Raw genomic sequence first — 24,889 nt, 5'->3', positions numbered from 1 at the left:
AGACCCTGGCTTGCGTCAGGGCAAACACTGCTTACATCGTCATTTGCCTGAATGGCTTACGCTGCTAGGCTTGATGAATATTGAACGAAAAGCTCGCCTGCGCCATCTGCGCGGAGAACAAGGGACAAGAACATGATCGATAAGCTGCGCACCGCCGGACGTCCGGCGAAATGGGCGCTGCGTGGGCTGGCCGTGGTGGCCCTGGTGGGGGTGGCGGGGTTCTGGGGCGCGCCGCCGCTGGTCAAGTCGGTGGCCGAGAAGCAACTCGGTGAACTGCTGCATCGCCCGGTGACGATAGAGGGGCTGTCGATCAACCCCTACGCCTTGTCTGCCGAGGTGCGTGGCTTCCGCATGCTGGAGCCGGACGGCAAGAGCCCGGCGGCGAGCTTCGCGTCCCTGTACGTGAACGTGGAGGCGGAATCCCTGCTGCGCGGTGGCGTGGTAGTGGAGGAGGTGAAGCTGGTCGAGCCGACGGTCAGCGTGGTGCGCCTGGAAGGTCAGCGCTACAACTGGTCGGACGTCATCGACGAGATCCTCAACAAGCCCGACGATGGTTCCAAGACCCATTTCGCGGTGCATAACATCCGCGTCGAGAAGGGCCGCATCGATTTCGACGACCGGCCGCTCAAGCAGAAGCAGGTGGTGTCCGACCTCGATCTGGGCGTGCCCTTCGTGTCGAACCTGCCTTCCCAGGTGGATACCTTCGTCGAGCCGTTGCTGGCGCTGAAGGTGAATGGGGCGCCCTTCGTTGTAAAGGGCAAATCCAAGCCTTTCTCCCTTGCCCGCGAATCGGTGGTCGGCATCAAGTTCGACGGCTTCGACCTGACGCGTTACGTGGATTACCTGCCGGTCGACAAGACCTTCCGCCTGCCGAGTGCCAAGCTGTCGTCCGACCTGGAGCTGAGCTTCGCGCAGCCGGAGGGCCAGTCGCCCAGCGTGAGCGTGAAAGGCTCGGTCGGGCTGGACGGGGTTGAGGTGCAGCATGCAGACGGTCGTCCGGCGATCAAGCTGGCGGCGCTGAAGGTCGGCATCGACAAGCTGGCGCCTTTGGCACGGGAGGCGGCCATCGGCACGGTTTCCATCGAAGGGCCTGATGTCACAGTGGCGCGCCAGCGCGACGGGACGATCAGCCTGCTCGCGCTGCTGCCGAAGCCGGCCGCTGCCACTGCGACTGCGACTGAGCCCAAACCTCCAGCCGCGCCTGCCGCGACCGAACCACCGAAAGCCGCCGAGGACAAGCCCTTTGAGCTGACGCTGAATGAACTCAAGCTCAGCGGCGGGCGCATCGCCTTCAGCGACGATCTGCCCGCCGGCTCCTTCCACAAGACGTTGCAGGACCTGCATGTTTCCCTGCGCAAGTTCAGGCTGGCCGGTGGTACACCGGCGGAGCTGGAGGCCGGTTTCGCCACCGACGCGGGCGAGCACGTCGAGCACAAGGGCAGCTTGGACGTGCCGGCCCTCAAGGCCTCCGGTACGCTGGAGCTGAGTGGTCTCGACCTGGTCGGGCCGCGGCCGTACTACGCGCCTTTCCTGAAGCAGGGCGAGGTGGCGTCGGGCAAGGTGGATGCGCGCCTGGCCTACGATTTCGCGCAGGCGTCCGGCGAACCCAAGGTCCAGGTCAAGGCGGAGAGCGTTGCGCTGAAGGACCTGGGCGTGCGCCTGAAGGGCGACAAGACGCCGCTGGCCCGTGTCGGCCTGCTCGAACTGCGCGACACCGAGGTCGATACGGCCACGCGCCGCGTGACGGTCGGCGAGGTACTCGGCAAGGCGACGCGCCTGGCCGTCGTGCGTGGCAAGGATGGCCACTTCAATGCCGAGCAGTTTGCCGCCGCCGGTGATGCACCGGCCGTGCCGGCGCGCAAGCACGGGGCGGCGCCCGCCAAGAAGGCACCGGCCGGTCCCGATTGGCAGGTGAGCGTCAAACATGTGGCTCTCGACGACTGGGGCGTGCGTCTGGAGGACCAGACCCTGTCGCCGTCCATCGTCTTCAATGCGGAGCCGCTGGTCATCAAGGTCGATGGCTTGTCTACCGCCAAGGGTAGCAAGGCCAAAGTGGATCTGCGGGCAGCGATCAACAAGCGCGGCAAGATCGGGGTGGCCGGCGCGGTCGGCCTGGCGCCGCTGGCCGGCAGTCTGGATCTGGACCTGAAGGCGGTCGACCTGGCGATGCTGCAGCCCTACGTCACCGAGAAGGTGAAGATTGCGATTACCCGCGGCAATGTCACATCCCGCGGCAAGCTGGCCTTCGAGTTGCCCGCTGCAGGTGGCATGAAGGGCGGCTTCAAGGGCAACCTGACGGTGGGCGATTTCGCGTCGGTGGACAAGCTCAACGCGGCCGACTTCCTGCGCTGGAAGTCCCTGTACTTCGGTGGCGTGGACATCCGTCTGGCACCGCTGGCGGTGAGCATCAACGACATCGCGCTGAGCGACTTCTACACCCGCCTGATCCTCGACGCCCAGGGCGGCCTCAACATCCGCGAGATCACCGCCCAACGGGCCCAGGAACAGAAGGACGAGCAGGACGCCGCGAAGAAGGCCAACGGCGGCAAACAGACCACACCTGGCGTAGCGACGGCGCAGTTGCCACCTGCCACGCCTGCCGAGCCGCTGCCGCCCGTGTCGATCAAGCGGATCACCCTGCAGGGCGGCAACATCGCCTACAGCGACCGCTTCATCCGGCCCAATTACGACGCTAACCTGACCGGCATGGGTGGGCGCCTGGTCGGCCTGTCGTCCGATCCGGACACGATCGCCGAGCTGGAACTGCGCGGCAAGGTGGACAACGCGGCGCCGGTGGAGGTCGTCGGCAAGCTGAATCCCTTCCGGCAGGACAAGGCGCTGGATATCAAGGCCTCGGTGAAGGATTTCGAGTTGTCCGGCGTGTCCACCTATGCCGGCAAGTACGTCGGCTACGGTATCGAGAAGGGCAAGCTGTCGGCCAGTGTCAATTACAAGATCGAGGACCGTAAGCTGACCGCCACCAATCAGGTCTTCCTCGACCAGCTGACCTTCGGCGACAAGGTGGAAAGCCCGGATGCCCTCAAGCTGCCGGTGCTGCTGGCGGTGTCCCTGCTGAAGAACAGCCGCGGCGAGATCGATCTGGACCTGCCGATCGGCGGTTCGCTGGACGACCCGCAGTTCAGTATCGGCGGCATCATCTGGAAGGTCCTCGTCAATCTGATCGGCAAGGCGATAACCTCGCCGTTCGCCTTGCTCGGCTCGATGTTCGGTGGCAACAGCGAGGAACTGGCCTGGCTGGAGTTCGACCCCGGCTTCGCGCGCCTGCCCGACAGCGCCGAGCCCAAGCTGAAGGCCATCGCCAAGGCCATGACCGAGAAGACCGGCCTCAAGCTCGACATCGCCGGCTGCGTTGATCCACAGACCGACCGGGAAGGCCTCAAGCACGCGGTCATGCTCGGCAAGGTCGAGGCGCTGAAGATCAAGGACGTGGCGAAGAAGGGCGAGTCGCTTGGCGAGGACGGCCGCGTGCATATCGACGCCGCCGAGTATCCAGCGCTGCTGACCCGTGTCTATAAGGATGAGAAATTTCCGAAGCCCCGCAACCTGATCGGCCTGACCAAGGATCTGCCGGTGCCCGAGATGGAGAAGCTGATCCTCGCCAACACTACCGTCAGCGACGAGGACCTGCGCCTGCTTGCCCAGCAGCGCGCCCAGGCGGCCAAGAACTGGCTGCTCGACAAGGGCCAGGTGCCGGCCGACCGGGTCTTCCTGCTGGCGTCGCGGGAAGGGGGCGACGGCAAGGCCAAGGCGAAAGCCAGTCGGGTGGATTTTTCCCTGCGTTGATGAAGGAGGCGATTCCGATGAGAGTGCAGAAACTGGACGAGGCGCAGCGCCAGGCGGCGTTGGCGGGCCTGGCAGGATGGCAGCTGGAACCCGACCGCGATGCGATCCGCAAGCAATTCCGCTTCGCCGACTTCAACGCGGCCTTCGGCTGGATGGCGCGGGTCGCGTTGATGGCGGAGAAGCTCGACCACCACCCGGAATGGAGCAATGTGTATAACCGGGTGGAGGTGGTGTTGAGCACCCATGATGCCGGTGGGCTGACCGAACTGGATATCCAGCTGGCCCGTTTCATGGACCGGATCGCGGCCTGAACGGGCCGCCGCGTTGCCGCGGCGCAGCATGCTTAATGGCGAGTGGGGTGCTACTCTCCGCGGCCTGCCTGTACCATCCTTGATGGTCTTGGCATTTTTCGAGTGTGCCCGTCAGCGGGCGCCGTTCGCGGGAAAGGACTGCCGATGCATCTGAGCTTTGACTGGAGCATGGCCCTGCGCCGTTCGCGGCAGCGCGTGGCCGAAGCCCGCTCGGAGCAGGATGGCGGCCGTCGCAGCTGGAAGCGTTTTCCCTATGGCAACCGTGTCTATCGCTATGGAGGCACGGCCTTGTCGAGCAACTGGGCACGCCTGCACCGGGGCGACCGGGAACCCTATCCGGACGTGGCCAGCGTGCATGCGCTGCTCGACGCAAATCCGGCCCTGCAGGCTCATGTACCGGATCCGGCGGCTGCCGCGCTGCAGATCGAGGAGGCTTGGCGCGCTTACCATGCGGGAGATTTCGCGGATGCCGTCGAATATGGCTTGGCGGCAGGTCCGGTGGGGCTGGTGGCGGCAGCGCGGGCCGCCGTCGTTTACGCCGCCCACCTGGAAGAGGACGAACTGCGCCGTACCCGAATCCTTGATGAAACGCTTGGATTCTGCTCGGCGCTGACCGAGCTGGCGCCGAACTGGGCCAATGCCTGGTATGTGCATGGCCTGGCGCTGGGGCGCTACAGCCAGAGTATCTCGGTGGTGAAAGCGCTGGCCCGTGGCCTTGGTGGCAAGGTGCGGGATTGCCTGCAGCGCGTCGTCGAACTGGATAACGACCACGCCGATGCCTATGTGGCATTGGGCGTTTACAACGCCGAAGTGATCGACAAGATCGGCAGTGTGGTGGCCGGGCTGACCTATGGCGCCCGCAAGGAGGCCGTCATCGAACACTTCGAGACGGCTCGCAAGCTCAACCCCCAGTCACCGGTGGTGTTGGTGGAATACGCCCGTTCGACCTTGCTGGCCTTCGGCGCCGTGCAGCACGGCCGAGCCCACGAACTGTTTGCTGCAGCGGGGGCGTGCCAGCCGGTGGATGCGCTGGAGCGCCTGGACGTGGAGTGGGCCCTAGGCGAAACCGAGTAGGTTCCTGTGGCATGCCGCCGCCAAGGCTGGGGCGGGTAGCAGGGGGGTCAGCCCTTGGCGCGGATCAGGCGCGCCTTTTCGCGTTCCCAGTCGCGTTCCTTCTCGGTTTCCCGCTTGTCGTACTGTTTCTTGCCCTTGGCAAGGCCGATGCTGATCTTCACGCGACCCTTGGCGTAATGTAGGTCGAGTGGCACCAGTGCATAACCGGCGCGTTCCACCTTGCCGATCAGCTTGGCGATTTCCTCGGCGTGCAGCAGCAGCTTGCGGGTGCGGGTCGGGTCGGGATGCACGTGGGTGGAGGCGGACTCCAGCGGCGTGATGTGCATGCCGACGATGAAGATCTCGGCGCTACGGATCACCACGTAGCTTTCCTTGATGTTGGCACGCCCGGCGCGGATGCCCTTGACCTCCCAGCCCTCGAGCACGAGGCCGGCTTCGTATTTTTCCTCGATGAAATAATCGTGGAAGGCCTTGCGGTTGTCGATGATGCTCATTGGCGTAGGCTTGAACGGACGCGTAAAATCGCGCATTTTAACAGCTCGTTAGTTCGCCCGCGCTCCAATGGCAGCCGTCAAGAAAACCGTTCTGATCGAATTCACTCCGGCCCAGATGTTCGATCTGGTGGACCGCTGCGAGGATTACCCCAAGTTTTTGCCCTGGTGTGGCGGCAGCGAGGTGCATGGCCGTGACGAGAAGGTCACCAAGGCTACGCTGCACATCAACTACCACGGCATCAAGTCCCACTTCAGCACCGAGAACGACAAGGACTATCCGCGGCACATGCACATCCGCCTGACCGACGGCCCCTTCACGCACCTGGACGGCAGCTGGGAGTTCATTCCGTTGGGCGATGCCGCCTGCAAGGTCGAGTTCAACCTGCACTACGAGTTTTCCAACCGTCTGATCGAGAAGGCGGTGGGGCCGGTGTTCAGCCACATCGCAAACACTTTCGTCGACTCCTTCGTCAAGCGCGCCTCGCAAATCTACCGCAAGGGCTGACCATGTCCGATTCGATCAACGTCGAAGTCTGCTATGCGCTCAAGGAGCGCCAGGAAATCGTGCGCCTCAGGCTGCCGGCGGGCAGCACGGTGCAACGGGCGGTGGAGGCCTCGGGCCTGTTGCAGAAGCATCCCGAGATCGATCTGGCCCAGGCCAACAAGCTCGGCGTGTATGCCAAGCTGGTCAAGGCCGATACGGTGTTGCGGGACAAGGACCGGGTCGAGATCTATCGGCCCTTGATCGCCGACCCCAAGGAGGTGCGCCGCAAGCGTGCCGAAGAGGGGAAGGTCATGAAGAAGGGCGGCGGTCCGGCGGAAGCCTGAGCCCGCCGGCTGTACAGCGTCGCTCTACTTGCAGGATCGTTCCAGGTATTGCCGGATGCGTGCGATGTCGCTCGCGCGTTCGTCATCACCGATATAGACCTGTTCGCCGGCATCGTTGGGGCGCATTACCGGCTGGCCAGCTTCCAGGCCGGCCAGTTGCTGGCGAAAGCGTGTGCAATCCTGTTGTAGCTGTTCGTCCGCCTGTTTCTGGTTGCGGGCCTTTTCTTCCGCTTCTTCTGCTGCTGCACGGCGCTTTTTGAACGCCAGCTCCTTTTCCGCGATGCTCTGCGGGGGCACGCCGGCGCTTGCTTCTGATGCTGCAGGGCGAGGTGCCAGCGGCGCCTGTTTCACGGTACGGACCTGGGCGTCGGGCGGTGGGGAGTCGGAGTAATGGACTTGGCCGCTGGCGTCCTTCCAGCTGTAGATAGCCTGGGCAAGGACCGCCGGAGCGGCGCAGGCCAGAAGAACAAAAAGGAACTTGCGCGGCATTCGATACTCCGGTAGGACAAACTTTTGCCGCCGGGCGGCTAACTGCGTATAATACGGATTTGGTTCTAGGGATTAAAGCCATGCGAGTGATCCAGAAGGCGCTGACGTTTGATGACGTCCTTCTCATCCCCGCCCATTCGAGCGTTCTCCCGCGCGACGTCAGCCTCCAGACGAAACTCACGCGCAACATTACCCTGAATATTCCGCTGGTATCCGCCGCAATGGATACCGTCACCGAAGCACGCCTCGCCATTGCGCTCGCGCAGGAAGGCGGGATCGGGATCATCCACAAGAACCTGACCCCCCAGCAGCAGGCAGCCGAAGTAGCCAAGGTAAAACGTTTCGAATCGGGCATCCTCAAGGACCCGATCACCATCCCGCCGACCATGACGGTCCGCGAGGTGCTCACCCTGACCCGCACCCACAAGTTCTCCGGCCTGCCGGTGGTGGATGCCGGCAAGGTGATCGGCATCGTCACCAACCGTGACACCCGTTTCGAGACCAATCTCGACCAGCCCGTCTCGGCCATCATGACGCCCCAGTCGCGCCTGGTCACGGTCAAGGAAGGCACCAGCCTCGACGAGGCCCGTGCGCTGATGCACAAGCACCGCCTGGAGCGCGTGCTGGTGCTGAGCGAAGACGGCGGCCTGGCCGGCCTCATCACCGTCAAGGACATGATGAAGTCCACCGAGCATCCGCTCGCCTCCAAGGACAGCCTCGGCCGTCTGCGTGTCGGTGCGGCCATCGGTGTCGGTGCCGGTACCGAGGAACGCGCTGCGCTGCTGGCCGAAGCCGGCGTTGACGTGATCGTCGTCGACACCGCCCACGGCCATTCCCAGGGCGTGCTCGACCGCGTCAATTGGGTCAAGAAGAACTTTCCGAAGGTGGACGTCATCGGCGGCAACATCGCCACCGCGGCGGCGGCTCTGGCGCTTGTCGAAGCGGGCGCGGACGGCGTCAAGGTCGGTATCGGCCCCGGTTCCATCTGCACCACCCGTATCGTTGCCGGTGTCGGCGTGCCGCAAATCACCGCCGTCGACAACGTGGCGACGGCGCTGGCCAACTCCGGCGTGCCGATGATTGCCGACGGCGGCATCCGCTACTCCGGCGACATTTCCAAGGCCATTGCGGCCGGTGCCAACGTCGTGATGCTCGGTGGCCTGTTCGCCGGTACCGAGGAAGCGCCGGGCGAGACCGTGCTGTTCCAGGGCCGTTCCTACAAGTCCTACCGGGGCATGGGTTCCCTCGGTGCCATGCAGCAGGGCGCCGCAGACCGTTACTTCCAGGACAACGAAGGCAATGTGGACAAGCTGGTGCCGGAAGGTATCGAAGGCCGCGTCGCCTACAAGGGTCCGGTGACGGCGGTGATCCACCAGCTGATGGGCGGCCTGCGCGCCTCCATGGGCTACGTCGGTTGCGCCACCATCGACGAGATGCGTGCCCGTGCCGAGTTCGTCGAGATCACCTCGGCCGGCATCCGCGAATCCCACGTCCATGACGTGCAGATTACCAAGGAAGCGCCGAACTACCACGTGGATTGAGTCTTTCCGGTCCCGTGCATCAAGGGCAGCCTGCGGGCTGCCCTTGTTCGTTGACGGGCTGCGGCCGGTGGCGGGATGTCATCCAGGGCCGGAATAATTGCGGACAGCCGCGTACCGGTGCTGAACCTATCGCCGAAAATCCACTCCACATGGCCATGCTGACCCGAACCCGATCTGATTCTTCATCCACAGTGGCCGCGCTGGCGCCCGTGGTCGACGTCAAACATCTGAGCCGCAGCGTGGCCGCCGACGACGGCGGCACGCTGCACATCCTGGAGGACGTTTCCTTCAGCATTGCCGCCGGCGAGGCGGTGGCCATCGTCGGCGCATCCGGCTCCGGCAAGTCCACACTGCTGGGCCTGCTGGCCGGGCTGGATTCGCCGTCCGGCGGCTCCGTGCATATCCGCGGGCAGGACCTGTTTGCCCTCGATGAGGACGGCCGCGCTGCACTGCGCGGCGAATGTGTGGGCTTCGTGTTCCAGTCCTTTCAGCTGCTGCCGGCCCTGACGGCCCTCGAAAACGTGATGCTGCCGTTGGAATTGGCCGGGCGGAAGGATGCCCGCCAGGAAGCGGAGGGCTGGCTGCAGCGGGTTGGCCTGGGTGGCCGCCTGGGGCATTACCCACGCCAGCTGTCCGGCGGCGAGCAGCAGCGCGTTGCGGTGGCCCGCGCCTTTGCTCCGCGCCCGGCGCTGGTGCTGGCCGACGAGCCGACTGGCAACCTGGACGTGGCTACCGGTGAGGCGGTCATCGAGTTGATGTTCTCCCTCAACGTCGAATCCGGCACGACCCTCGTGCTGGTCACCCACGATATCAGCCTGGCGGAGCGCTGCGGGCGCAGCCTGCGCCTTTCCGCCGGCAAGCTGGTGTAACAGCGGATTTTCTGTGGCGGCCATCTTCCGGAATGGCTGACTTATGGGGGCTGCTCCTAGCTGGCTGTGTAGGGTTGGCCTTGTGCGGGCGGATGCGATGAAAGCCGCGTAGAGCGAACGGCTTCGTTCCCCCGGGCTTACCCCGCAGGCTTGTCCGATGGGCGTCGGCTTACGGCAGGATCTGTTCCTTCAGCCCGCAGCGTTTGAGGATGCTGCGGCCGGCCTGCACACCGCTGCGCACCGCCGATTCGATGGTGGCCGGGTAGTCCGACGCGACGTAGTCGCCGGCCAGCCACAGGCCGGGCTGCGGCGTGGCGACGCCAGGGCGGGCGAGGCCCGGCGTGCACGAGAACGTGGCGCGCTTCTCGGTGATGATCTGCGACCAGGCCAGCGCCGGCAGTGGGCCGAGCACCTGCTGCAACTCCTGCAGCAGCGCGACTTCGAGCGCTTCCTTGCTGATTTCCTGATGGGCGCCACGGGCGCTGATGACCACGCTGACCAGGCCTTGCTCACCGCCCAGCGCGGCGCGGTCGAAGGCCCACTGGCCGTAGCCGCCGCTGAGGCCGATCATCGGCTCCGGGAAGTTCAGCGGCCCGTCGAAGGCCAGCCAGGCGGTGACGATGGGTTCGTGGCGCAGTGTGGCGAGGCCGGCCACCACCGGCGCCATCGCCGGCAGCGTCTCCACCAGCGGTGCGACATGATAGGGCGCGGTGGCGATCACCACATGTTCGAACAGCGTGGTCCACGGGTCGCCGTCGAGGCGGTAGCCGCCGCCGATGCTCTCGATGGCCTTGATCGGTTCGGCGGTGCGCACCGTGTGGCCGCGCATCGCCAGCCAGCGGGACGCCGGTACGGGGAACAGCTCGGACAGGTCCAGCCGCGGCAGCAGCAGGTCCGATGCGGAAGCACTGGCGGCCAGGCTGTCGCGCAGCACATTGGCGAAGACCTGCGCCGACGCGTCGGCGACCGGCGTGTTGAGGGCCGCTACGCACAGGGGCTCCCAGATCAGGCGGGTTAGGCGTTCGGTCTGGGCGGTTTCGGCGAGCAGTTCGGCGACCGGGCGATCCGGTTCGACGCGGAACTTGCGGGCCTTGAGGCTGCGCATCAGCCGCGCCATCGCCAGCTTGTCACGCCAGTCCAGGCCCTTGGCGCCGAGGAGGCCGATGGCCAGGTGCAGCGGTGCCGGCAGCGGGGCGGCGCGCAGCGTGCATTCGCCCGGATAGACCAGCGCCAGCTTGCGTGTTTCCAGCACGCTCGGCCTGACGCCCACCAGGCGCAGCAGGCGCAGGGTTTCGGTATAGGCGCCGAGCAGGATGTGCTGGCCGTTGTCGACTCGGTAGCCGTCCTTGTCCACCACGCGGGCGCGCCCGCCGAGTACGCGGGAGGATTCGAACAGCGTGACCTTGGCCCCGCCGCGGGCCAGCGTGACGGCAGCCGCGAAGCCGGCGTAGCCGCCGCCGATGACGGCGATGTCGGGGCCGGTGTTCATCAGCCGCGCAGCCAGGTACGCCCGGCGATCCAGATCTTGCGCAGCGGCGTCAGCGAAGTGCGCCGGTCGAGCACCTGGAAGCCGTCGGCCTCGATCTCGTCGAGCAGGGTGCGATAGATCGCCGCCATCACCAGGCCGGGGCGCTGGGTCTTGCGGTCCTCGTCCGGTAGCAGGGCAAAGGCCTGGTCGTAGAACTGGCGCGCGCGCTGGGTCTGGAAGGTCATCAGCTCGCGGAAGCTGTCCGAATGCTGGCCGTCGAGGATCTGCCGGGCCGGCACGTTGAAGCGCTGCAACTCGTCGATAGGCAGGTAGATGCGGCCGCGGCGGGCGTCCTCGCCCACGTCGCGGATGATGTTGGTGAGCTGGAAGGCCATGCCTAGGTCGTGGGCGTATTTCAGGGTCTGGCGGTTGCTGTAGCCGAAGATCTCGGCGGACAGCAGGCCGACCACGCTGGCCACACGGTAGCAGTACAGTTGCAGCGCCTTCCAGTCCAGGTAGCGGGTCTGCTGCAGGTCCATCTGCATGCCGTCGATGATTTCGAGCAGCTGTTCGCGGGGCAACGGGAACTGCTTGTTGATCTGCTGGAGGGCCTGGCCAACCGGGTGTTCCGGTGCACCGTCATAGACCTGGGCCACCTGCATGCGCCACCAGTCGAGCTTGGCCTGGGCGATCTGCATGTCGTGGCATTCGTCCACCACGTCGTTTACCTCCCGGCAGAAAGCGTACAAGGCGGTGATCGCCTGACGCCGCTCGGGGGGCAGGAACATGAAGCTGTAGTAGAAGCTGGAGCCGCTGCTGGCGGCCTTCTCCTGGCAATAGGCGTGGGGATCGGTCATGGGGCGCTACCGGGTGAGGGCGCGCCAGGCGAGGCGCGGCCAGTCTGTCTTGCCGAGGGTCGGACGGCGGCGGAACACGTCGTAGCCGTTCGCCTCGATCTTGTCGAGTATCGCGAGTCCGCCCTGTACCACGAGGCGCAGCTCCCAGCCGATGCGGCCGGGCAGGCGGTGGGCGAGGGGGGCGCCGCGCAGCATCATGCAGCGGGTGCGCTGGATCTGGAAATCCATCAGCGCGGTGAAATGCGGCGTCACGCGGCCGTCGGCGATGCAGGCTTCGCTGACGCCGAAGCGTTCGAGTTCGGCCTGTGGCAGGTAGATGCGCTGCTTCTGCCAGTCCACCGCCACGTCCTGCCAGAAATTGATGAGTTGCAGGCTGGTGCAGATCCGGTCGGACAGGACCAGGTTGTCCGGCGTCGCTTCGTCGTAGAGGTGCAGCAGCAGGCGCCCGACCGGGTTGGCCGAGCGGCGGCAGTAGTCGCACAGTTCGTCGAAGTCCGCGTAGCGGGTCTTGCCCACGTCCTGGCTGAAGGCATCCAGCAGGTCGCGGAAGAGCTGCATCGGCAGCCCGAAGTCGCGGATGTTGCGGCTCAGGCGCTTGAAGATCGGTTCCAGCGTCGGATCGTCGAAGGGGCGATACTGCTCGATCGCCAGCAGTGCCCGCTTGTAGTCGTTGAGGCGCGCCAGACGCATGATTGGTGTCGCATCGCCCTCGTCGGCGATGTCGTCGGCGCTGCGGGCAAAGGCGTAGATGGCCTCTACCGGCTCGCGCAGGTGCGCCGGCAGCAGGAAGGAGGCGACGGGAAAGTTCTCGTAGTGTTCGACGGGCATCGGCGCGCGGAGTATACCCGCGGCGCCCGGCCACAGGCGGTGGCAGTGCTGCCGCGGCGGGGAATTTCCGCGGCGTAGGTCACTATGGAGGCAAATTTGCGCGCAGATACGTCCAGGCGGTGTCCGTCGGGGCGCGAATGTGCTTCCATGGCCCGGATGGGAACCAATCCCTGCCGTGGCAAACTCAGCTGCTGATTCCTCTCCCTAATTTCGTTCAGCTGTTCCGCTTCGTCCCAGTCCATGCTCGAAATCGAAAACCTGTCCCGCAGCTTCAATGACCGGACCGTGCTGCAGAACATTTCCCTGCGCCTTGCTCCTGGCGAGTATGTGGCCATCGTCGGCGAGTCGGGGGTCGGCAAGTCCACGCTGCTGAACCTCATCGCCGGACTGGACCGGCCCGACAGTGGCAGCTTGCGTCTCGACGGCGAGGACTATGCGCAGCACGATGAGGACGCGCTGACCCGTCTGCGTCGCGACAAGCTGGGCTTCGTGTTCCAAGCCTTCCATATTCTGCCGCACCTCGACGTGATTCAGAACGTGGCGCTGCCCCTGTGGCTGCAGGGCGTCGAGCGGGAGGTCGCCGACGGCCCGGCCCGCCAGCTGCTCGACGCGGTGGGGCTGGGCGCGCGGGCTGGTAGCTGGCCGCGGGAGCTGTCGGGTGGCGAGATGCAGCGGGTCGCTATTGCCCGGGCGCTGGTTCATACGCCGCGCCTAGTGCTCGCCGACGAGCCGACTGGCAACCTGGACCCGGCCAATGCGGCGCGGGTGCTGGCCCTGCTGGCCGAACGCATTCGCACCGCCGGGACGATCGGCATCCTGGTCACCCATTCGCTGGAGGCGGCGGCGACCGCCGACCGGATTCTGCATCTGACGGCGGAAGGCTTGCGCGGGTGAGCGGACAGGTGATGGGGTGGAGGCGCCTGGCGCCGGTATTCCTCGGCTCCCTGGCCCGGCGGCGGCTGACGACGCTGTTCTCGTTGGTCGCCATCGTGCTCGGCGTGGCGCTGGGCATGGCCGTGCAGGCCGTGCATGAGGCGGCGTTGTCGGAGTTCGACCGGGGCCTGCGCAACATGGCGGGTGCTGCGGATCTGCAGGTGGTCGGGCCGCGCGGTGGCTTCGACGAACAGCTCTACGCGCGGCTGGCGGCCCATCCGGACGTAGCCGAGGCCAGTCCAGTGCTGGAGGTCGAGGTGCGGCTGGTGGGGCGCGACGAGTCCCTGCAGGTGCTGGGCGTCGATGCCTTCGTGCTGGCGCGGGTCACGCCGCAGCTGTTGCCCCGCGCCGACAGCGGCGACCGCTACGCGATCTTCGCCGGCGACGGGGTTTTCCTGTCCCACGCGGCGGCCGACGCGCTCGGCGTGAAAACGGGCGGCTTGCTGCGCGTGCAGGCCGGCAGCGCGGAGGTCGCGCTGAAAGTGGCCGGCGATCTGCCGGCGATGGGCGACGGACGCCGCCTTGGCGTGATGGACATCGCCGCCGTACAGACCCTGTTCGGCAAGCTCGGCCACCTAACCCGCATCGATCTGCGCCTGAAGGGCGGCGTCGATGCGGAAACCGCCCGGCGCAGCCTGCAGGCCGAATTACCGGACGGTGTGCTGGTGGAGACGCCGGCCGCCGAGGCGGACCAGGCGGCCAACCTGTCGCGGGCCTACCGGGTGAATCTGACTTTGCTGGCGGCGATCGCGCTGCTCACTGGCGGCTTCCTGGTCTTTTCGGCGCAGGCCTTGTCGGTGGTGCGCCGACGCAGCGAATTCGCCTTCCTGCGCGCCATCGGCCTGTCGCGGCGAACGCTGTTTGGCTGGTTGATCGGCGAGGGCGCGGCGGTCGGCCTGCTCGGCGGCGTGCTTGGCGTGGCGGTTGGCCATGGCCTGGCGTGGGGCGCGCTGGCGCTGCTTGGTGGCGACCTGGGCGCCGGCTATTTCGCCGGCCTGGCGCCGCGCCTGCAGTTCCAGCCGCTGGCCAGCGCCGTCTATGCTTTGCTCGGCGTCGTGGCCGGCGTGGCGGGGGCCTGGCTGCCGGCTCAGGAGGCGGCCACGGTGGCGCCGGCCCAGGCTCTGAAAGCTGGCGACGAAGCCGCGCTGCACGGCGGGCGCGGCCATCCGCTGGTCGGCTTGACGCTGCTGGTGGTCAGCCTGGCGGCCTGCGCGATCCCGCCGGTGAATGGCTTGCCCCTCGGCGGTTATCTGGCGGTGGCCTGCGTGCTGGCCGGGGCGGTGCTGCTGTTGCCGTCCATTGCCGCGCTGCTGGCCCGTCTGCTGCCCGGCGGTGGGCCGGTGGCAGCACGCCTGGCGGTGGCCCGGCTCGCCGCTGCGCCCGGCCATGCGGTGGTGGCCGCCGCCGGCGTGCTGACCAGCGTTGCGCTGGCGGCGGCGATGGCGATCATGGTGGCGTCCTTCCGGGATTCGGTGGACCAGTGGCTGACCCAGTTGCTGCCGGCCGACCTCTACCTGCGCGCCGGCCGCGCCCAGTCCGGCAGCTATCTGGACGAGGCCCTGCAGGCGCGCATCGCCGCGACGTCCGGCGTCGGCGCCGTGGCATTCACCCGCCACGACGGCCTGCGCCTCGCTGCCGGGCAGGCGCCGGTGGCCCTGCTGGCGCGGCCGGTGTCGGCGGCCGGCGGCGGCCTGCCGCTGGTCGGGCGGGCCGTGGCGGTGGACGGGCCGGCGCTGTGGATCTCCGAGGCCATGCAGGACTTGTACGGCTGGCAGCCCGGTCAGCAGGTCGAGCTGCCACTGGCCGGCAAGCCGGTGCGCCTGACGGTGGCCGGCGTGTGGCGGGACTACGCGCGCCAGACCGGCGCGGTGATGATCGACCTGGACGCCTATCGCCGCCTGACCGGCGACCGCCTCGTCAATGACGCGGCGATCCACCTGGCACCCGGCGCCGATGCGCTGCGCATGGCCAGAGCACTGACCGCGCTGGCCGGCCCTGGCGTGCTGGAGGTGGCCTTCCCGGGAGAGATCCGGGCGATCACGCTACGCATCTTCGACCGCACCTTCGCGGTGACTTACCTGCTCGAAGCGGTAGCGGTGGCCATCGGCCTGGCTGGCGTGGCGGCCAGCTTCGCGGCGCTGGCGGCGGCCCGCCGGAAGGAGTTCGGCATGCTGCGCCACCTCGGGCTGACGCGCCGCCAGATTGGTTGGATGCTGGCCCAGGAGGGCGCGCTGGCGGCCGGTGTCGGCGTGCTGGCCGGTCTGCTGGCGGGTGGGGCGATCGGGCTTGTGTTGATCGAGGTGGTCAATCGGCAGAGCTTCCACTGGAGCATGGACTTGCATGTGCCGTGGCTGTCGCTGCTGATTTTCGGCCTTGGCCTGGTGGCGCTGGCGGCGCTCGCCGCAGTGCTTGCCGGGCGCCAGGCGATGCGTCAGGACGCGGTGCTGGCGGTGCGGGAGGACTGGTGATGGAGCGGCGTCGTTTCCTGCTGGCACTGGCCCTCGGGGCGGCCGGGCGTTCCGCCAGGGCGGCGGCGGATTTCGCGCCGGTGCTGCCGGGCCGGCGGCTGGTCTTTCCGGCCGACCATGGCGCCCACCCGGATTTCCGTACCGAGTGGTGGTACGCCACCGGCTGGCTGAGCCTGCCGGACGGCAGTCCGCTGGGCTTCCAGACGACCTTCTTCCGTGTCCGGACCGGTGTGGGGGAGGACAGCCCGAGCGCCTTTTCGCCGCGCCAGTTGATCCTGGCCCACGCGGCAATCGCCGATCCGCGCCTGGGACGCCTGCGCCACGGGGAGTGCTCTGCGCGAGTTGGTTTCGGGCGGGCTGGCTTCGAGTTGGGGCGCACCGGCGTATGGGTCGGCGACTGGCGTTTCGCGCTGGATGGCGAGCGTTACCGCGCCGAAGTGCATGCCGAGGATTTCGCCTACTCGCTGGAGCTGCGACCGGCGGGGCCGCCGCTGCTCAACGGCCAGGGCGGCTTCAGCGCCAAGGCTGCCGATCCGCGCCACGCCAGCTACTATTACAGCCGCCCGCAGCTGGCGGTGAGCGGCAGCGTGACCCTCGACGGGAGGCAACTGCCCGTGCGCGGCCAGGCCTGGTTGGACCACGAATGGTCCAGCGAGCTGCTGCCGGACGGCGCCAAGGGCTGGGATTGGGTTGGCCTCAACCTGGATGACGGCAGCGCGCTGATGGCCTTCCGCCTGCGCGATGGGCAGGGGCGGGCGCTGTGGGCGGCGGCGACTTGGCAACTGGCTGGCGGTGGCGCGCGGGTCATGCGTCCGGCGGAGGTCGCCTTTACGTCCGGTCGGGAATGGCGTTCGCCGCGCACGGGCATCACTTATCCGGTGGAATGGCGGCTGCGCGTCGGCGAGCGGGAATTCGGGTTGCGCCCGCTGCTCGACGACCAGGAGCTGGACAGCCGTCGCTCCACCGGTTCAATGTACTGGGAGGGGGCGGTGCGGGTCATCGAAGGCGGACGGGAAGTGGGTCGCGGTTACCTGGAGATGACCGGCTACGGTGAGCGTATCCGCGTCGGTTAATCCGTAGTGCCGCCATGAAGTCGGCGTGGGCATGCTGCGCCATGTTTCGAGATGGATCATGAAGCGCATCAAACTCGTCTTGGGGGCGTCCTTGCTGGCGCTCGCCGGGCTGTGGCTGCTGGCCGACACGCTGGTGCCGGAGCCCTTTACCTATTTTTCCTTCCGGACGGTCTTTGTCCAGTTCAGCGGTGTGATCGCCATCGGGGCGATGAGCGTCGGCATGTTGCTGGCGGTGCGGCCGAAGTGGCTGGAGCCGCATCTGGACGGGCTCGACAAGATGTACCGCCTGCACAAGTGGCTGGGCATCGCGGCGCTGGTTGCCGGCGTGCTGCACTGGTGGGTGGCGAAGGGCACCAAGTGGATGGTCGGCTGGGGCTGGCTGGTCAAGCCGCCGCGCAAGCCGCCGTCCGGCGGCGGGTTGGCGGGCATATCGAGTCGCTGACCTACTACCCGGAACTGCGCGTGCTTGAAACGGCGATCCGGCTCGATGAGGGCTGGTCCGGGCACACGGCGGGGCAGTTCGCCTTCGTGACCTCCAACCCGAAGGGAGGCGCCCATCCCTACACCATCGCGTCGGCCTGGGATGCTGCCGAGCGCCGGATCGTCTTCATCACCAAGGCCCTCGGCGACCACACCGGCCGTCTGCGCGACAGCTTGCGCGTGGGCATGCCGGTGCGTGTTGAAGGCCCCTACGGTTGTTTCGATTTAGAGGACCGCAAGTCCCGCCAGATCTGGGTCGGGGCAGGCATCGGCATCACGCCTTTCGTCGCGCGGATGAAGCAGCTCGCTCGCACCGCGGGCACGCAAAGCATCGACCTGTTCCATCCGACCGTGGATTTCGAGCAGGCTGCCATCGACAAGCTGGTGGCCGATGCAGCGGCGGCCGGCGTGCGCCTGCACCTGCTGGTCGGGAAGAGGGACGGCCGGCTGGATGGCGACCGCATCCGCGCCGCGGTGCCCGAGTGGGCAGATGCCAGTGTCTGGTTCTGCGGTCCGCCGGCTTTCGGGCAGGCCCTGCGGGAAGACTTTGTTGCCCACGGGCTGGCCGATGCGGACTTCCACCAGGAGCTGTTCCAGATGCGCTAGCCGCGGGCGTGGCGTACCAGCCCGTCGGCCAGGAAGTCGAAGACCCGCCGGATGCGCGGGTCGTCGCGCAGATCTTCGTGCATCGCCAGCCACATCTCCAGTTCGAAGCGTACCTGGCCCGGTAGCACCGGCTGCAGCTCCGGGTGGCGCGCCGCGATGCCGGCTTGGCAGGCGCCGATGCCGAGGCCGGCGAGGAGGGCGGCGTGCTGGGCGTGCTCGCTGTCGGAGCGGAAGGCAAAGTCCTCGGGCGTCAGCGGCAGGCCACTTTGTTGCAGGGTGCGCAATGCGTTGGCGTCCCGGTCGAAGCCGATCAGCGCGTGGCCGGCCAGTTCTTCGATCCTTGCCGGCAGGCCGCGCCGTTCCGCGTAGCGGCGGTGGGCGTAGAGGCCGATGGCCAGCGTGCCGATGCGGCGGGCGACGAGGGCGTCCTGGCTCGGGCGGAGCATGCGCACCGCGATGTCGGCTTCCCGCTGCAGCAGGTCTTCATTGCGATTTGTCAGCGCCAGTTCGATGCGGATCGCCGGGTGGGCGGCCTGCAGGTCGGTGAGGATGGCCGGCAACACCTCGCCGCCGACGGTTTCGCTGGCGGTGAGGCGCACCGTGCCGGCGATGTCGTCGTTGCCAGCGGAGGCGGCCCGCCGCAGCGCGCCGGCCTGGGCGGCCATCGCTGCGGCTGGCGCGGCCAGGCGCCGAGCGGTGTCAGTGGCCTGCAGGCCGGTCTGCGTGCGGATGAACAGCGTGCACCCGAGGGCGGTCTCCAGGGCTTGCAGGCGGCGTCCGACGGTCGGCTGCGTGGTGCCGAGGGTGCGCGCGGCGCCGGACAGGCTGCCTTCGCGCAAGACGTGCAGGAAGCTGCGATAGAGGTCCCAGTCTGGTTCGTCGGGCAAGGTCGAGCTCATACGAAAATGTATAGCCTCTCAACGAGTTTTGGCAATTTTCGTATGGGGGCCAAATCCCTACAGTGACGCCATTCCCCTCTCGCTGGACGTCACGACGATGAAGCTCCTGCCCTCCCTGTTGTTGCTGGCTGCTTTCTTGACCACCCCGATTGCCGCCGAAGAGCTCGGACCGATTTCCGCCACCCGCTTCCTGGCGCGTGACGGTGGACTGCTTGCCTACGACGACAGCGGCGGCGACGGTCCGCTTCTCATCGCGCTGCCCGGCATGGGCGATCTGCGCTCCCAGTACCGTTTCCTGCGCCCGCTGCTGGCGGCGGCGGGCCATCGGGTGGTGAGCATGGATGTGCGCGGGCAGGGCGAGTCGAGCGTCGTGTGGGCGGACTACTCGGCCCACGCGCTCGGCGGCGATGTGTTGGCGCTGATGGATCACCTTGGTGCGCCGTCGGCTGTGGTGCTCGGCAACTCCTTTGCTGCCGGTGCTGCCCTGTGGGCAGCCCATGATGCTCCGGAGCGGGTGCGCGGCACGGTATTGCTTGGCCCGGTTCTACGCGATCTGCCGGCTTCGCCGTGGATGAGGGCCGTCCTGTGGCTGGGCTTTGCCGGGCCATGGCGGACGGTTTTCTGGCTGAAATACTGGGACAGCCTGTTTCCGCTGGCGCCGCCGCCCGACCAGGCGGCGCAGCGCGAGCGCCTGGCCCGCAGCCTGCGCGAACCAGGTCGCATGCAGGCGCTGGAGACGATGATCGGCTTGTCGAAGGCCGACACGGACGCGATCCTCGACCAGGTCCGCGTGCCCAGTCTGGTGGTGATGGGCACCGACGATCCGGATTTCGCCGATCCGGCTGACGAGGCCCGTCTCATTACCGCCTTGCTACGCGGCGAAAGCCTGCTGCTGGAGGGCGGCGGTCACTACCCCCATGTGGAAGCGCCGGAACTGGTTGCAGCGCGGGTCATGGCTTTTCTCGACGGCTTGCGCTGAGTCCGGTTTGATATAGATCAGCTGGCTGCGCCGGGTGGCCTTGAAGTTTGCCCCCGCTCCCCCATTTAGGCCTCAGACCAAAATCCGGAGGCCTTATGCGCTACGACAAGCTCACCACTAAGTTCCAGCAAGCCCTCGCCGAGGCCCAGAGCCTCGCCGTCGGCAACGACCAGCAGTTCATCGAACCCCAGCACCTGCTGCTGGCTCTGCTCAGCCAGGAGGATGGCAGCACCACGTCCTTGCTGCAGCGCGCCGGCGTCAATGTGGGCGGCCTGAAGGCGGCGCTGATCAAGGCCTTCGAGCGCCTGCCCAAGGTGCAGGGCCATGGCGGTGATGTGTCCGTCGGGCGCGATCTGAGCAACCTGTTCAACCTCACCGACAAGGCCGCCCAGCAGCGCGGCGACGAGTTCATCGCCAGCGAGATGTTCCTTCTCGCGCTGGCCGACGATAAGGGCGAGACCGGCCGTCTGCTGAAGGAAAACGGCCTTACCAAGAAGGCGCTGGAACAGGCCATCGATGCCGTGCGCGGCGGCCAGAACGTGGGCAGCGCGGATGCCGAGAGCCAGCGTGAAGCCCTCAAGAAGTTCTGCGTGGATCTCACCGAGCGCGCCCGCCAGGGCAAGCTTGACCCGGTCATCGGCCGTGACGACGAGATCCGCCGGGCGATCCAGATCCTGCAGCGGCGTACCAAGAACAACCCGGTGCTGATCGGCGAGCCGGGCGTCGGCAAGACCGCCATCGTCGAAGGGCTGGCCCAGCGCATCGTCAATGAGGAAGTGCCGGAGACCCTGAAGGGCAAGAAGGTGCTGGTCCTCGACATGGCCGGCCTCTTGGCCGGCGCCAAGTACCGCGGCGAGTTCGAGGAGCGCCTGAAGGCGGTGCTCAACGACATTGCCAAGGATGAAGGCAAGATCATCCTGTTCATCGACGAGATCCACACGATGGTCGGCGCCGGCAAGGCCGAGGGCGCCATCGACGCCGGCAACATGCTCAAGCCGGCGCTGGCCCGCGGCGAGCTGCACTGCATCGGCGCGACCACGCTGGACGAATATCGCAAGTACATCGAGAAGGACGCCGCGCTGGAGCGTCGCTTCCAGAAGGTGCTGGTGGAAGAGCCCTCCGTCGAATCGACGATCGCCATCCTGCGCGGCCTGAAGGAGAAGTACGAGTTGCACCACGGCGTGGACATCACCGACCCGGCCATCGTCGCCGCGGCCGAGCTGAGCCACCGCTACATCACCGACCGCTTCCTGCCGGACAAGGCCATCGACCTGATCGACGAGGCGGCGTCGCGCATCAAGATGGAGATCGACTCCAAGCCGGAGGTGATGGACAAGCTCGAGCGTCGTCGCATCCAGCTGGAGATCGAGCAACTCGCGGTGCAGAAGGAGAAGGACGAAGCCTCCCTCAAGCGCCTCGGCCTGATCGAGGAAGAGATCACCCGCATCAAGAAGGAATACTCGGACCTGGAGGAAATCTGGAAGGCCGAGAAGTCGGCGGTGCAAGGTTCGGCGCAGATCAAGGAGGAGATCGACCGCCTGAAGGCCGACATCGCCAAGCTGCAGCGGGAAGGCAAGCTCGAGAAAGTGGCCGAGCTGCAGTACGGCAAGCTGCCGCAACTGGAGGCCCAGCTCAAGAAGGCCGAGGCGACCGGTGATGCGAAGCCGGTCAACAAGCTGCTGCGCACGGAAGTGGGCACCGAGGAGATCGCCGAGGTAGTGTCCCGCGCCACCGGCATCCCGGTTTCCAAAATGATGCAGGGCGAGCGCGAGAAGCTGCTCAAGATGGAAGAGCGCCTGCACCAGCGGGTGGTCGGCCAGGACGAGGCAGTGCGCCTGGTGGCCGACGCGATCCGCCGTTCCCGCGCCGGCCTGTCGGACGAGAACCGGCCCTACGGCTCTTTCCTGTTCCTCGGCCCCACGGGGGTCGGCAAGACCGAGCTGTGCAAGACGCTGGCCGAGTTCCTGTTCGACAGCGAAGAGCACCTGATCCGCATCGACATGAGCGAGTTCATGGAGAAGCATTCGGTGGCCCGCCTGATCGGCGCGCCTCCGGGTTACGTGGGCTACGAGGAGGGGGGGTACCTGACCGAGCAGGTGCGTCGCAAGCCGTATTCGGTAATCCTCTTCGACGAGGTCGAGAAGGCCCACCCGGACGTCTTCAACGTGCTGCTGCAAGTCCTCGACGACGGCCGCATGACCGACGGCCAGGGGCGCACGGTGGACTTCAAGAACACCGTGATCGTGATGACCAGCAACCTCGGCTCGCAGATGATCCAGCAGATGTCCGGTGACGATTACCAAGTCATCAAGCTGGCGGTGATGGGCGAGGTGAAGACCTACTTCCGGCCGGAGTTCATCAACCGGATCGACGAGGTGGTGGTCTTCCACGGCCTGGACGAGAAACACATTGCGTCCATTGCGCGGATCCAGCTGGCCTACCTGGAAAAGCGTCTGGCCAAGCTCGAGATGCACCTGGACGTCAGCGACGACGCCTTGCTCGAACTGGCCAAAGCCGGTTTCGACCCGGTGTTCGGCGCGCGGCCGCTCAAGCGGGCGATCCAGGAGCACATCGAGAACCCGCTCGCCAAGCGTATCCTCGAAGGCCAGTTCGCCGCCAAGGACACCATTCGCGTGAGCAGCGACAACGGCCGCATCCTCTTCGCCAAGGCCTGAGCGCAGTTCTGATCGGCGGCCCAGGTGAGCGGAGCCGGCTTCCTTCGGGAGGCCGGCTCCGTTTTCGTTTCGCGTGGTACCAATACCTCTTTGGGGGAGGCCCCAAGCCCCCGTGCAGGCGGTAATATCCTTCGCACGGAAATATGGGGATGGGTTTCTTGCCCGGGCCGGTTGACTCGCTCTGTAGCAGGCATCTGCGCCTGATGGCGGAGCAGGTGTTCAGATGCAGTACATGGTGCGCCGCGGCAATTTGTGGCGTCCTGAGTGGCATCGGTATGGATATGTCCCGGTACGCACGGAGACGAGCGGTAAGCGCCAGGGAAACACGCGGCTGGCATGTCCTTTGCCAGCGTTTCTCCACTTTGCTTCCGTCCCTGGGCCGACGTGCATGGCGTGCCGGCTATGATTATCGAGTGAGGTGGGTATGGCAGATGCACTGAGTTTGTGGCGCCAGTTGCTGCAGGTCCAGGAACCTTGGACGGTTTTGGACTGCCGCGCCGACGAGTTCAACCGCTGCATGGATGTCTATATTGGCGTGGAGGCACCACGGAGCTGGTTCGGCTTCGGTCGCGGCAAGCCCGTGGAGAGCGGTCCGGAAGTGATGTGGCGCCATATCGGTTTTGGCGGTTGGAAGGTGCAGGTACGGGTGCGTCCGCCCCTCGGCAGCGAGCTGCCACGCCAGCAATGGGCGGGGGAGGCCGGCATGCCCTTCACGCGGGCGCTGGACCGGCAGATCCTGTCACTGCTCAACGAAGGCGTCGGCATGGCCGGCGTATGTACCTTGCTCGAGGTGCCGATGGGCGAGCTGTGGCGCTATCGCTATGCCCTCGACAAGGGCCAGCACGGCGTCGGTGAGGCAGCCCCGGCTCAGGAGGCCGGAACGCAGCGGCCGCTCAGCGCGGTGCTCGCGTATTTCGAGGACGGCGTAAAACCGCTGCCCGGCAGCCAGGTGCCGAGTCTTACCGACCCGGTGTGGCTGCGCCTGGTGGATGGCACGCTCAACATCGACGTGCGCGTGCTGAGCCTCCAGTTGCTGTTGTCGCGCATCCGCTCCCAGGTGGCGGTGATCGCCGATGAGGAGGTGCGCATGATGAAGCTGCGCGATCTACATCGCTACTTCGTCAAGAACGAACGCATGCTGTCCCACGAACTGCAGCAACTCAGCAAAGAAGCGGCCTGAGCCGTCTCGCTGTTCTACCGAGGGAGAACCAATAATGAACGCCCCTGCGAACCGCCTGACGACGGTGGACGAGGCGGCCGCGCTGATCGCGTCGGGCCGCTTCCTGATGATCTCCGGCGATGAAACCGCACTGCGGCGCCTGCCGGCCGGTAACTGGGTAGGTGGCACGATCCCCTATTTCATGGGTGACGAGGGCGGCCTGGTGACGTCCGAGCAGGTGTTCGTCACCGAGATCCCGGCGACAGCGGGTGCGCCGACGATCCGCTTCTACGACATCACCAACCTCGAGCACGTCTGCGAGGATGGCCCGTCCAACGGCTTCACGCTGATCATCATCCCGGCCTTCTCGGCAATCCATTCCCTGTACGCCCGCAAGGCGCCGGGCTTCACGGACATGTTCATCAAGCCGGTCGTAGGCTGGATCGCCGGCAGCCATCTGGCCGACTCCGGCCGCGTCGCGCCGCTGGTGGTCGATGGCAGGGAGCTCGCATTCGACGGAGAGAGGGCGGTGGTGATGCACGTGCCCTTGCCGGACAGCGAGTACGCCCGCATCGAGATCTTCAACCGCATGGTGCAGGGCGATGGTGACTGCCTGCGCTTCCCCGAGACGGGCTTCTCGGCCACCCGTTGCCTGGTCAATGGCGTCGAGACTGATTTCGCCAGCTACTTGGCGACCCGCCATGCAGACATCCGCCTGCCGCTGGTGGCGGACTATGGCGGTGCGTCGGTGAATGTGTCGATCAAGCAGGTGGATGCCCAGGCTGGGCGGGTGGACTTCTACGCGCCGGTGTTCGACGACGTGGAGTACCGGTTTGCTGCGCCGGCCGATTTCGGTGCGGCAATCGGAGCGGAGCCGGACCATCCGCCGCTGTGGTCGTGCAACTGCATCCTCAACTACCTCTACTGTGGGCTGGAGGGGCGGCGTTCGGGTTCTCTCGTCGGGCCGATGACCTTCGGCGAGATCGCCTACCTTCTGCTCAATCAGACCCAGGTCTATCTCAGCATCGATCAGGCCTGAGCCCGGTCGGAGGCG

At 66.6% G+C, this 24,889-nt stretch carries 22 protein-coding genes; 16 read left to right on the top strand and 6 right to left on the bottom strand.

All coding sequences use genetic code 11. The features are described from left to right. Positions 1 to 132 precede the first annotated feature (132 nt). From AC1PPK_RS22845 to AC1PPK_RS22835, 3 genes are all read left to right on the top strand, one after another. Positions 133 to 3,804, top strand: a complete 3,672-nt coding sequence (locus tag AC1PPK_RS22845) for a DUF748 domain-containing protein (protein ID WP_481115292.1) — start codon at positions 133 to 135, stop codon at positions 3,802 to 3,804. A 17-nt stretch (positions 3,805 to 3,821) separates the two neighbouring features. Beyond that, entirely contained in the window at positions 3,822 to 4,115 is a 294-nt protein-coding gene (locus AC1PPK_RS22840) for a 4a-hydroxytetrahydrobiopterin dehydratase (protein ID WP_481115291.1), read from the top strand. 144 nt (positions 4,116 to 4,259) lie between these two features. Further along, positions 4,260 to 5,189 (top strand): hypothetical protein, encoded by a 930-nt coding sequence (locus AC1PPK_RS22835; RefSeq protein ID WP_481115290.1) that lies wholly within the window; start codon positions 4,260 to 4,262, stop codon positions 5,187 to 5,189. A 47-nt stretch (positions 5,190 to 5,236) separates the two neighbouring features. Here the strand turns inward: AC1PPK_RS22835 and smpB are convergent, their stop codons facing one another. After that, positions 5,237 to 5,683 carry an SsrA-binding protein SmpB gene (gene smpB, locus AC1PPK_RS22830; protein WP_481118257.1) on the bottom strand — a complete coding sequence of 149 codons (447 nt, stop codon included), beginning with the start codon at positions 5,681 to 5,683 and terminating at the stop codon, positions 5,237 to 5,239. Positions 5,684 to 5,750: 67 nt separating this feature from the next. On the opposite strand from smpB, the gene AC1PPK_RS22825 reads away from it, so the two are divergent. Then, positions 5,751 to 6,188 (top strand): type II toxin-antitoxin system RatA family toxin, encoded by a 438-nt coding sequence (locus AC1PPK_RS22825; RefSeq protein WP_481115289.1) that lies wholly within the window; start codon positions 5,751 to 5,753, stop codon positions 6,186 to 6,188. A gap of 2 nt (positions 6,189 to 6,190) precedes the next feature. Then, positions 6,191 to 6,511 (top strand): RnfH family protein, encoded by a 321-nt coding sequence (locus AC1PPK_RS22820; protein WP_481115288.1) that lies wholly within the window; start codon positions 6,191 to 6,193, stop codon positions 6,509 to 6,511. 24 nt (positions 6,512 to 6,535) lie between these two features. On the opposite strand, the gene AC1PPK_RS22815 is transcribed toward AC1PPK_RS22820, so the two are convergent. Next, a complete protein-coding gene (locus AC1PPK_RS22815; protein ID WP_481115287.1) occupies positions 6,536 to 7,000 on the bottom strand; it encodes a DUF4124 domain-containing protein in 465 nt (154 codons plus the stop codon). Between the two features lie 80 nt (positions 7,001 to 7,080). On the opposite strand from AC1PPK_RS22815, the gene guaB reads away from it, so the two are divergent. Both guaB and AC1PPK_RS22805 read left to right on the top strand, forming a co-directional pair. After that, entirely contained in the window at positions 7,081 to 8,541 is a 1,461-nt protein-coding gene (gene guaB, locus AC1PPK_RS22810) for an IMP dehydrogenase (protein WP_481115286.1), read from the top strand. A gap of 149 nt (positions 8,542 to 8,690) precedes the next feature. After that, complete coding sequence (locus AC1PPK_RS22805; RefSeq protein ID WP_481115285.1) at positions 8,691 to 9,410, top strand: ABC transporter ATP-binding protein; 720 nt, start codon at positions 8,691 to 8,693, stop codon at positions 9,408 to 9,410. 169 nt (positions 9,411 to 9,579) lie between these two features. Here AC1PPK_RS22805 and hpnE read toward each other — a convergent pair whose 3' ends face one another. From hpnE to hpnC, 3 genes are read right to left on the bottom strand one after another with little or no spacing between them, the layout of a single operon-like run. Continuing rightward, on the bottom strand, positions 9,580 to 10,899 hold the full coding sequence (hpnE, locus tag AC1PPK_RS22800; protein WP_481115284.1) for a hydroxysqualene dehydroxylase HpnE: 1,320 nt from the start codon (positions 10,897 to 10,899) through the stop codon (positions 9,580 to 9,582). After that, positions 10,899 to 11,735, bottom strand: coding sequence for a presqualene diphosphate synthase HpnD (gene hpnD / locus AC1PPK_RS22795; protein WP_481115283.1), 837 nt, complete (start codon positions 11,733 to 11,735; stop codon positions 10,899 to 10,901). Before hpnD ends, hpnE begins: the two co-directional genes overlap by 1 nt. 6 nt (positions 11,736 to 11,741) lie before the next feature. Then, positions 11,742 to 12,563: a squalene synthase HpnC gene (gene hpnC / locus AC1PPK_RS22790; protein WP_481115282.1), complete on the bottom strand. Its 822-nt coding sequence runs from the start codon at positions 12,561 to 12,563 to the stop codon at positions 11,742 to 11,744. Positions 12,564 to 12,803: 240 nt separating this feature from the next. Here hpnC and AC1PPK_RS22785 point away from each other — a divergent pair, with 240 nt between their 5' ends. The 5 genes from AC1PPK_RS22785 to AC1PPK_RS22765 are packed head-to-tail and all read left to right on the top strand — an operon-like array spanning position 12,804 to position 18,123. Further along, complete coding sequence (locus AC1PPK_RS22785) at positions 12,804 to 13,457, top strand: ABC transporter ATP-binding protein (protein WP_481115281.1); 654 nt, start codon at positions 12,804 to 12,806, stop codon at positions 13,455 to 13,457. 11 nt (positions 13,458 to 13,468) lie between these two features. Then, on the top strand, positions 13,469 to 15,964 hold the full coding sequence (locus AC1PPK_RS22780) for an FtsX-like permease family protein (RefSeq protein WP_481115280.1): 2,496 nt from the start codon (positions 13,469 to 13,471) through the stop codon (positions 15,962 to 15,964). Continuing rightward, positions 15,964 to 17,037, top strand: a complete 1,074-nt coding sequence (locus tag AC1PPK_RS22775; RefSeq protein ID WP_481115279.1) for a lipocalin-like domain-containing protein — start codon at positions 15,964 to 15,966, stop codon at positions 17,035 to 17,037. Before AC1PPK_RS22780 ends, AC1PPK_RS22775 begins: the two co-directional genes overlap by 1 nt. A 58-nt stretch (positions 17,038 to 17,095) precedes the next feature. Further along, on the top strand, positions 17,096 to 17,479 hold the full coding sequence (locus AC1PPK_RS22770; RefSeq protein WP_481115278.1) for a ferric reductase-like transmembrane domain-containing protein: 384 nt from the start codon (positions 17,096 to 17,098) through the stop codon (positions 17,477 to 17,479). Further along, positions 17,395 to 18,123 (top strand): ferredoxin reductase family protein, encoded by a 729-nt coding sequence (locus AC1PPK_RS22765; RefSeq protein ID WP_481115277.1) that lies wholly within the window; start codon positions 17,395 to 17,397, stop codon positions 18,121 to 18,123. The genes AC1PPK_RS22770 and AC1PPK_RS22765 overlap by 85 nt, the downstream gene beginning before the upstream one ends. Here AC1PPK_RS22765 and AC1PPK_RS22760 read toward each other — a convergent pair. Then, entirely contained in the window at positions 18,120 to 19,010 is an 891-nt protein-coding gene (locus tag AC1PPK_RS22760) for a LysR family transcriptional regulator (RefSeq protein WP_481115276.1), read from the bottom strand. The genes AC1PPK_RS22765 and AC1PPK_RS22760 overlap by 4 nt on opposite strands. A 109-nt stretch (positions 19,011 to 19,119) precedes the next feature. On the opposite strand from AC1PPK_RS22760, the gene AC1PPK_RS22755 reads away from it, so the two are divergent. The 4 genes from AC1PPK_RS22755 (at position 19,120) to AC1PPK_RS22740 (ending at position 24,874) form a co-directional block, all read left to right on the top strand. Further along, a complete protein-coding gene (locus AC1PPK_RS22755; protein WP_481115275.1) occupies positions 19,120 to 20,001 on the top strand; it encodes an alpha/beta fold hydrolase in 882 nt (293 codons plus the stop codon). A 95-nt stretch (positions 20,002 to 20,096) separates the two neighbouring features. Then, a complete protein-coding gene (gene clpB, locus AC1PPK_RS22750; protein WP_481115274.1) occupies positions 20,097 to 22,676 on the top strand; it encodes an ATP-dependent chaperone ClpB in 2,580 nt (859 codons plus the stop codon). Between the two features lie 424 nt (positions 22,677 to 23,100). Continuing rightward, positions 23,101 to 23,856: a hypothetical protein gene (locus tag AC1PPK_RS22745; protein WP_481115273.1), complete on the top strand. Its 756-nt coding sequence runs from the start codon at positions 23,101 to 23,103 to the stop codon at positions 23,854 to 23,856. A 34-nt stretch (positions 23,857 to 23,890) separates the two neighbouring features. Further along, positions 23,891 to 24,874, top strand: a complete 984-nt coding sequence (locus tag AC1PPK_RS22740; protein ID WP_481115272.1) for a DUF6976 family protein — start codon at positions 23,891 to 23,893, stop codon at positions 24,872 to 24,874. The last annotated feature ends 15 nt before the right edge of the window (positions 24,875 to 24,889 follow it).

The organism is Zoogloea sp. JDB1, from assembly GCF_056724025.1.
This window is presented reverse-complemented; position numbering and strand designations above follow the sequence as displayed.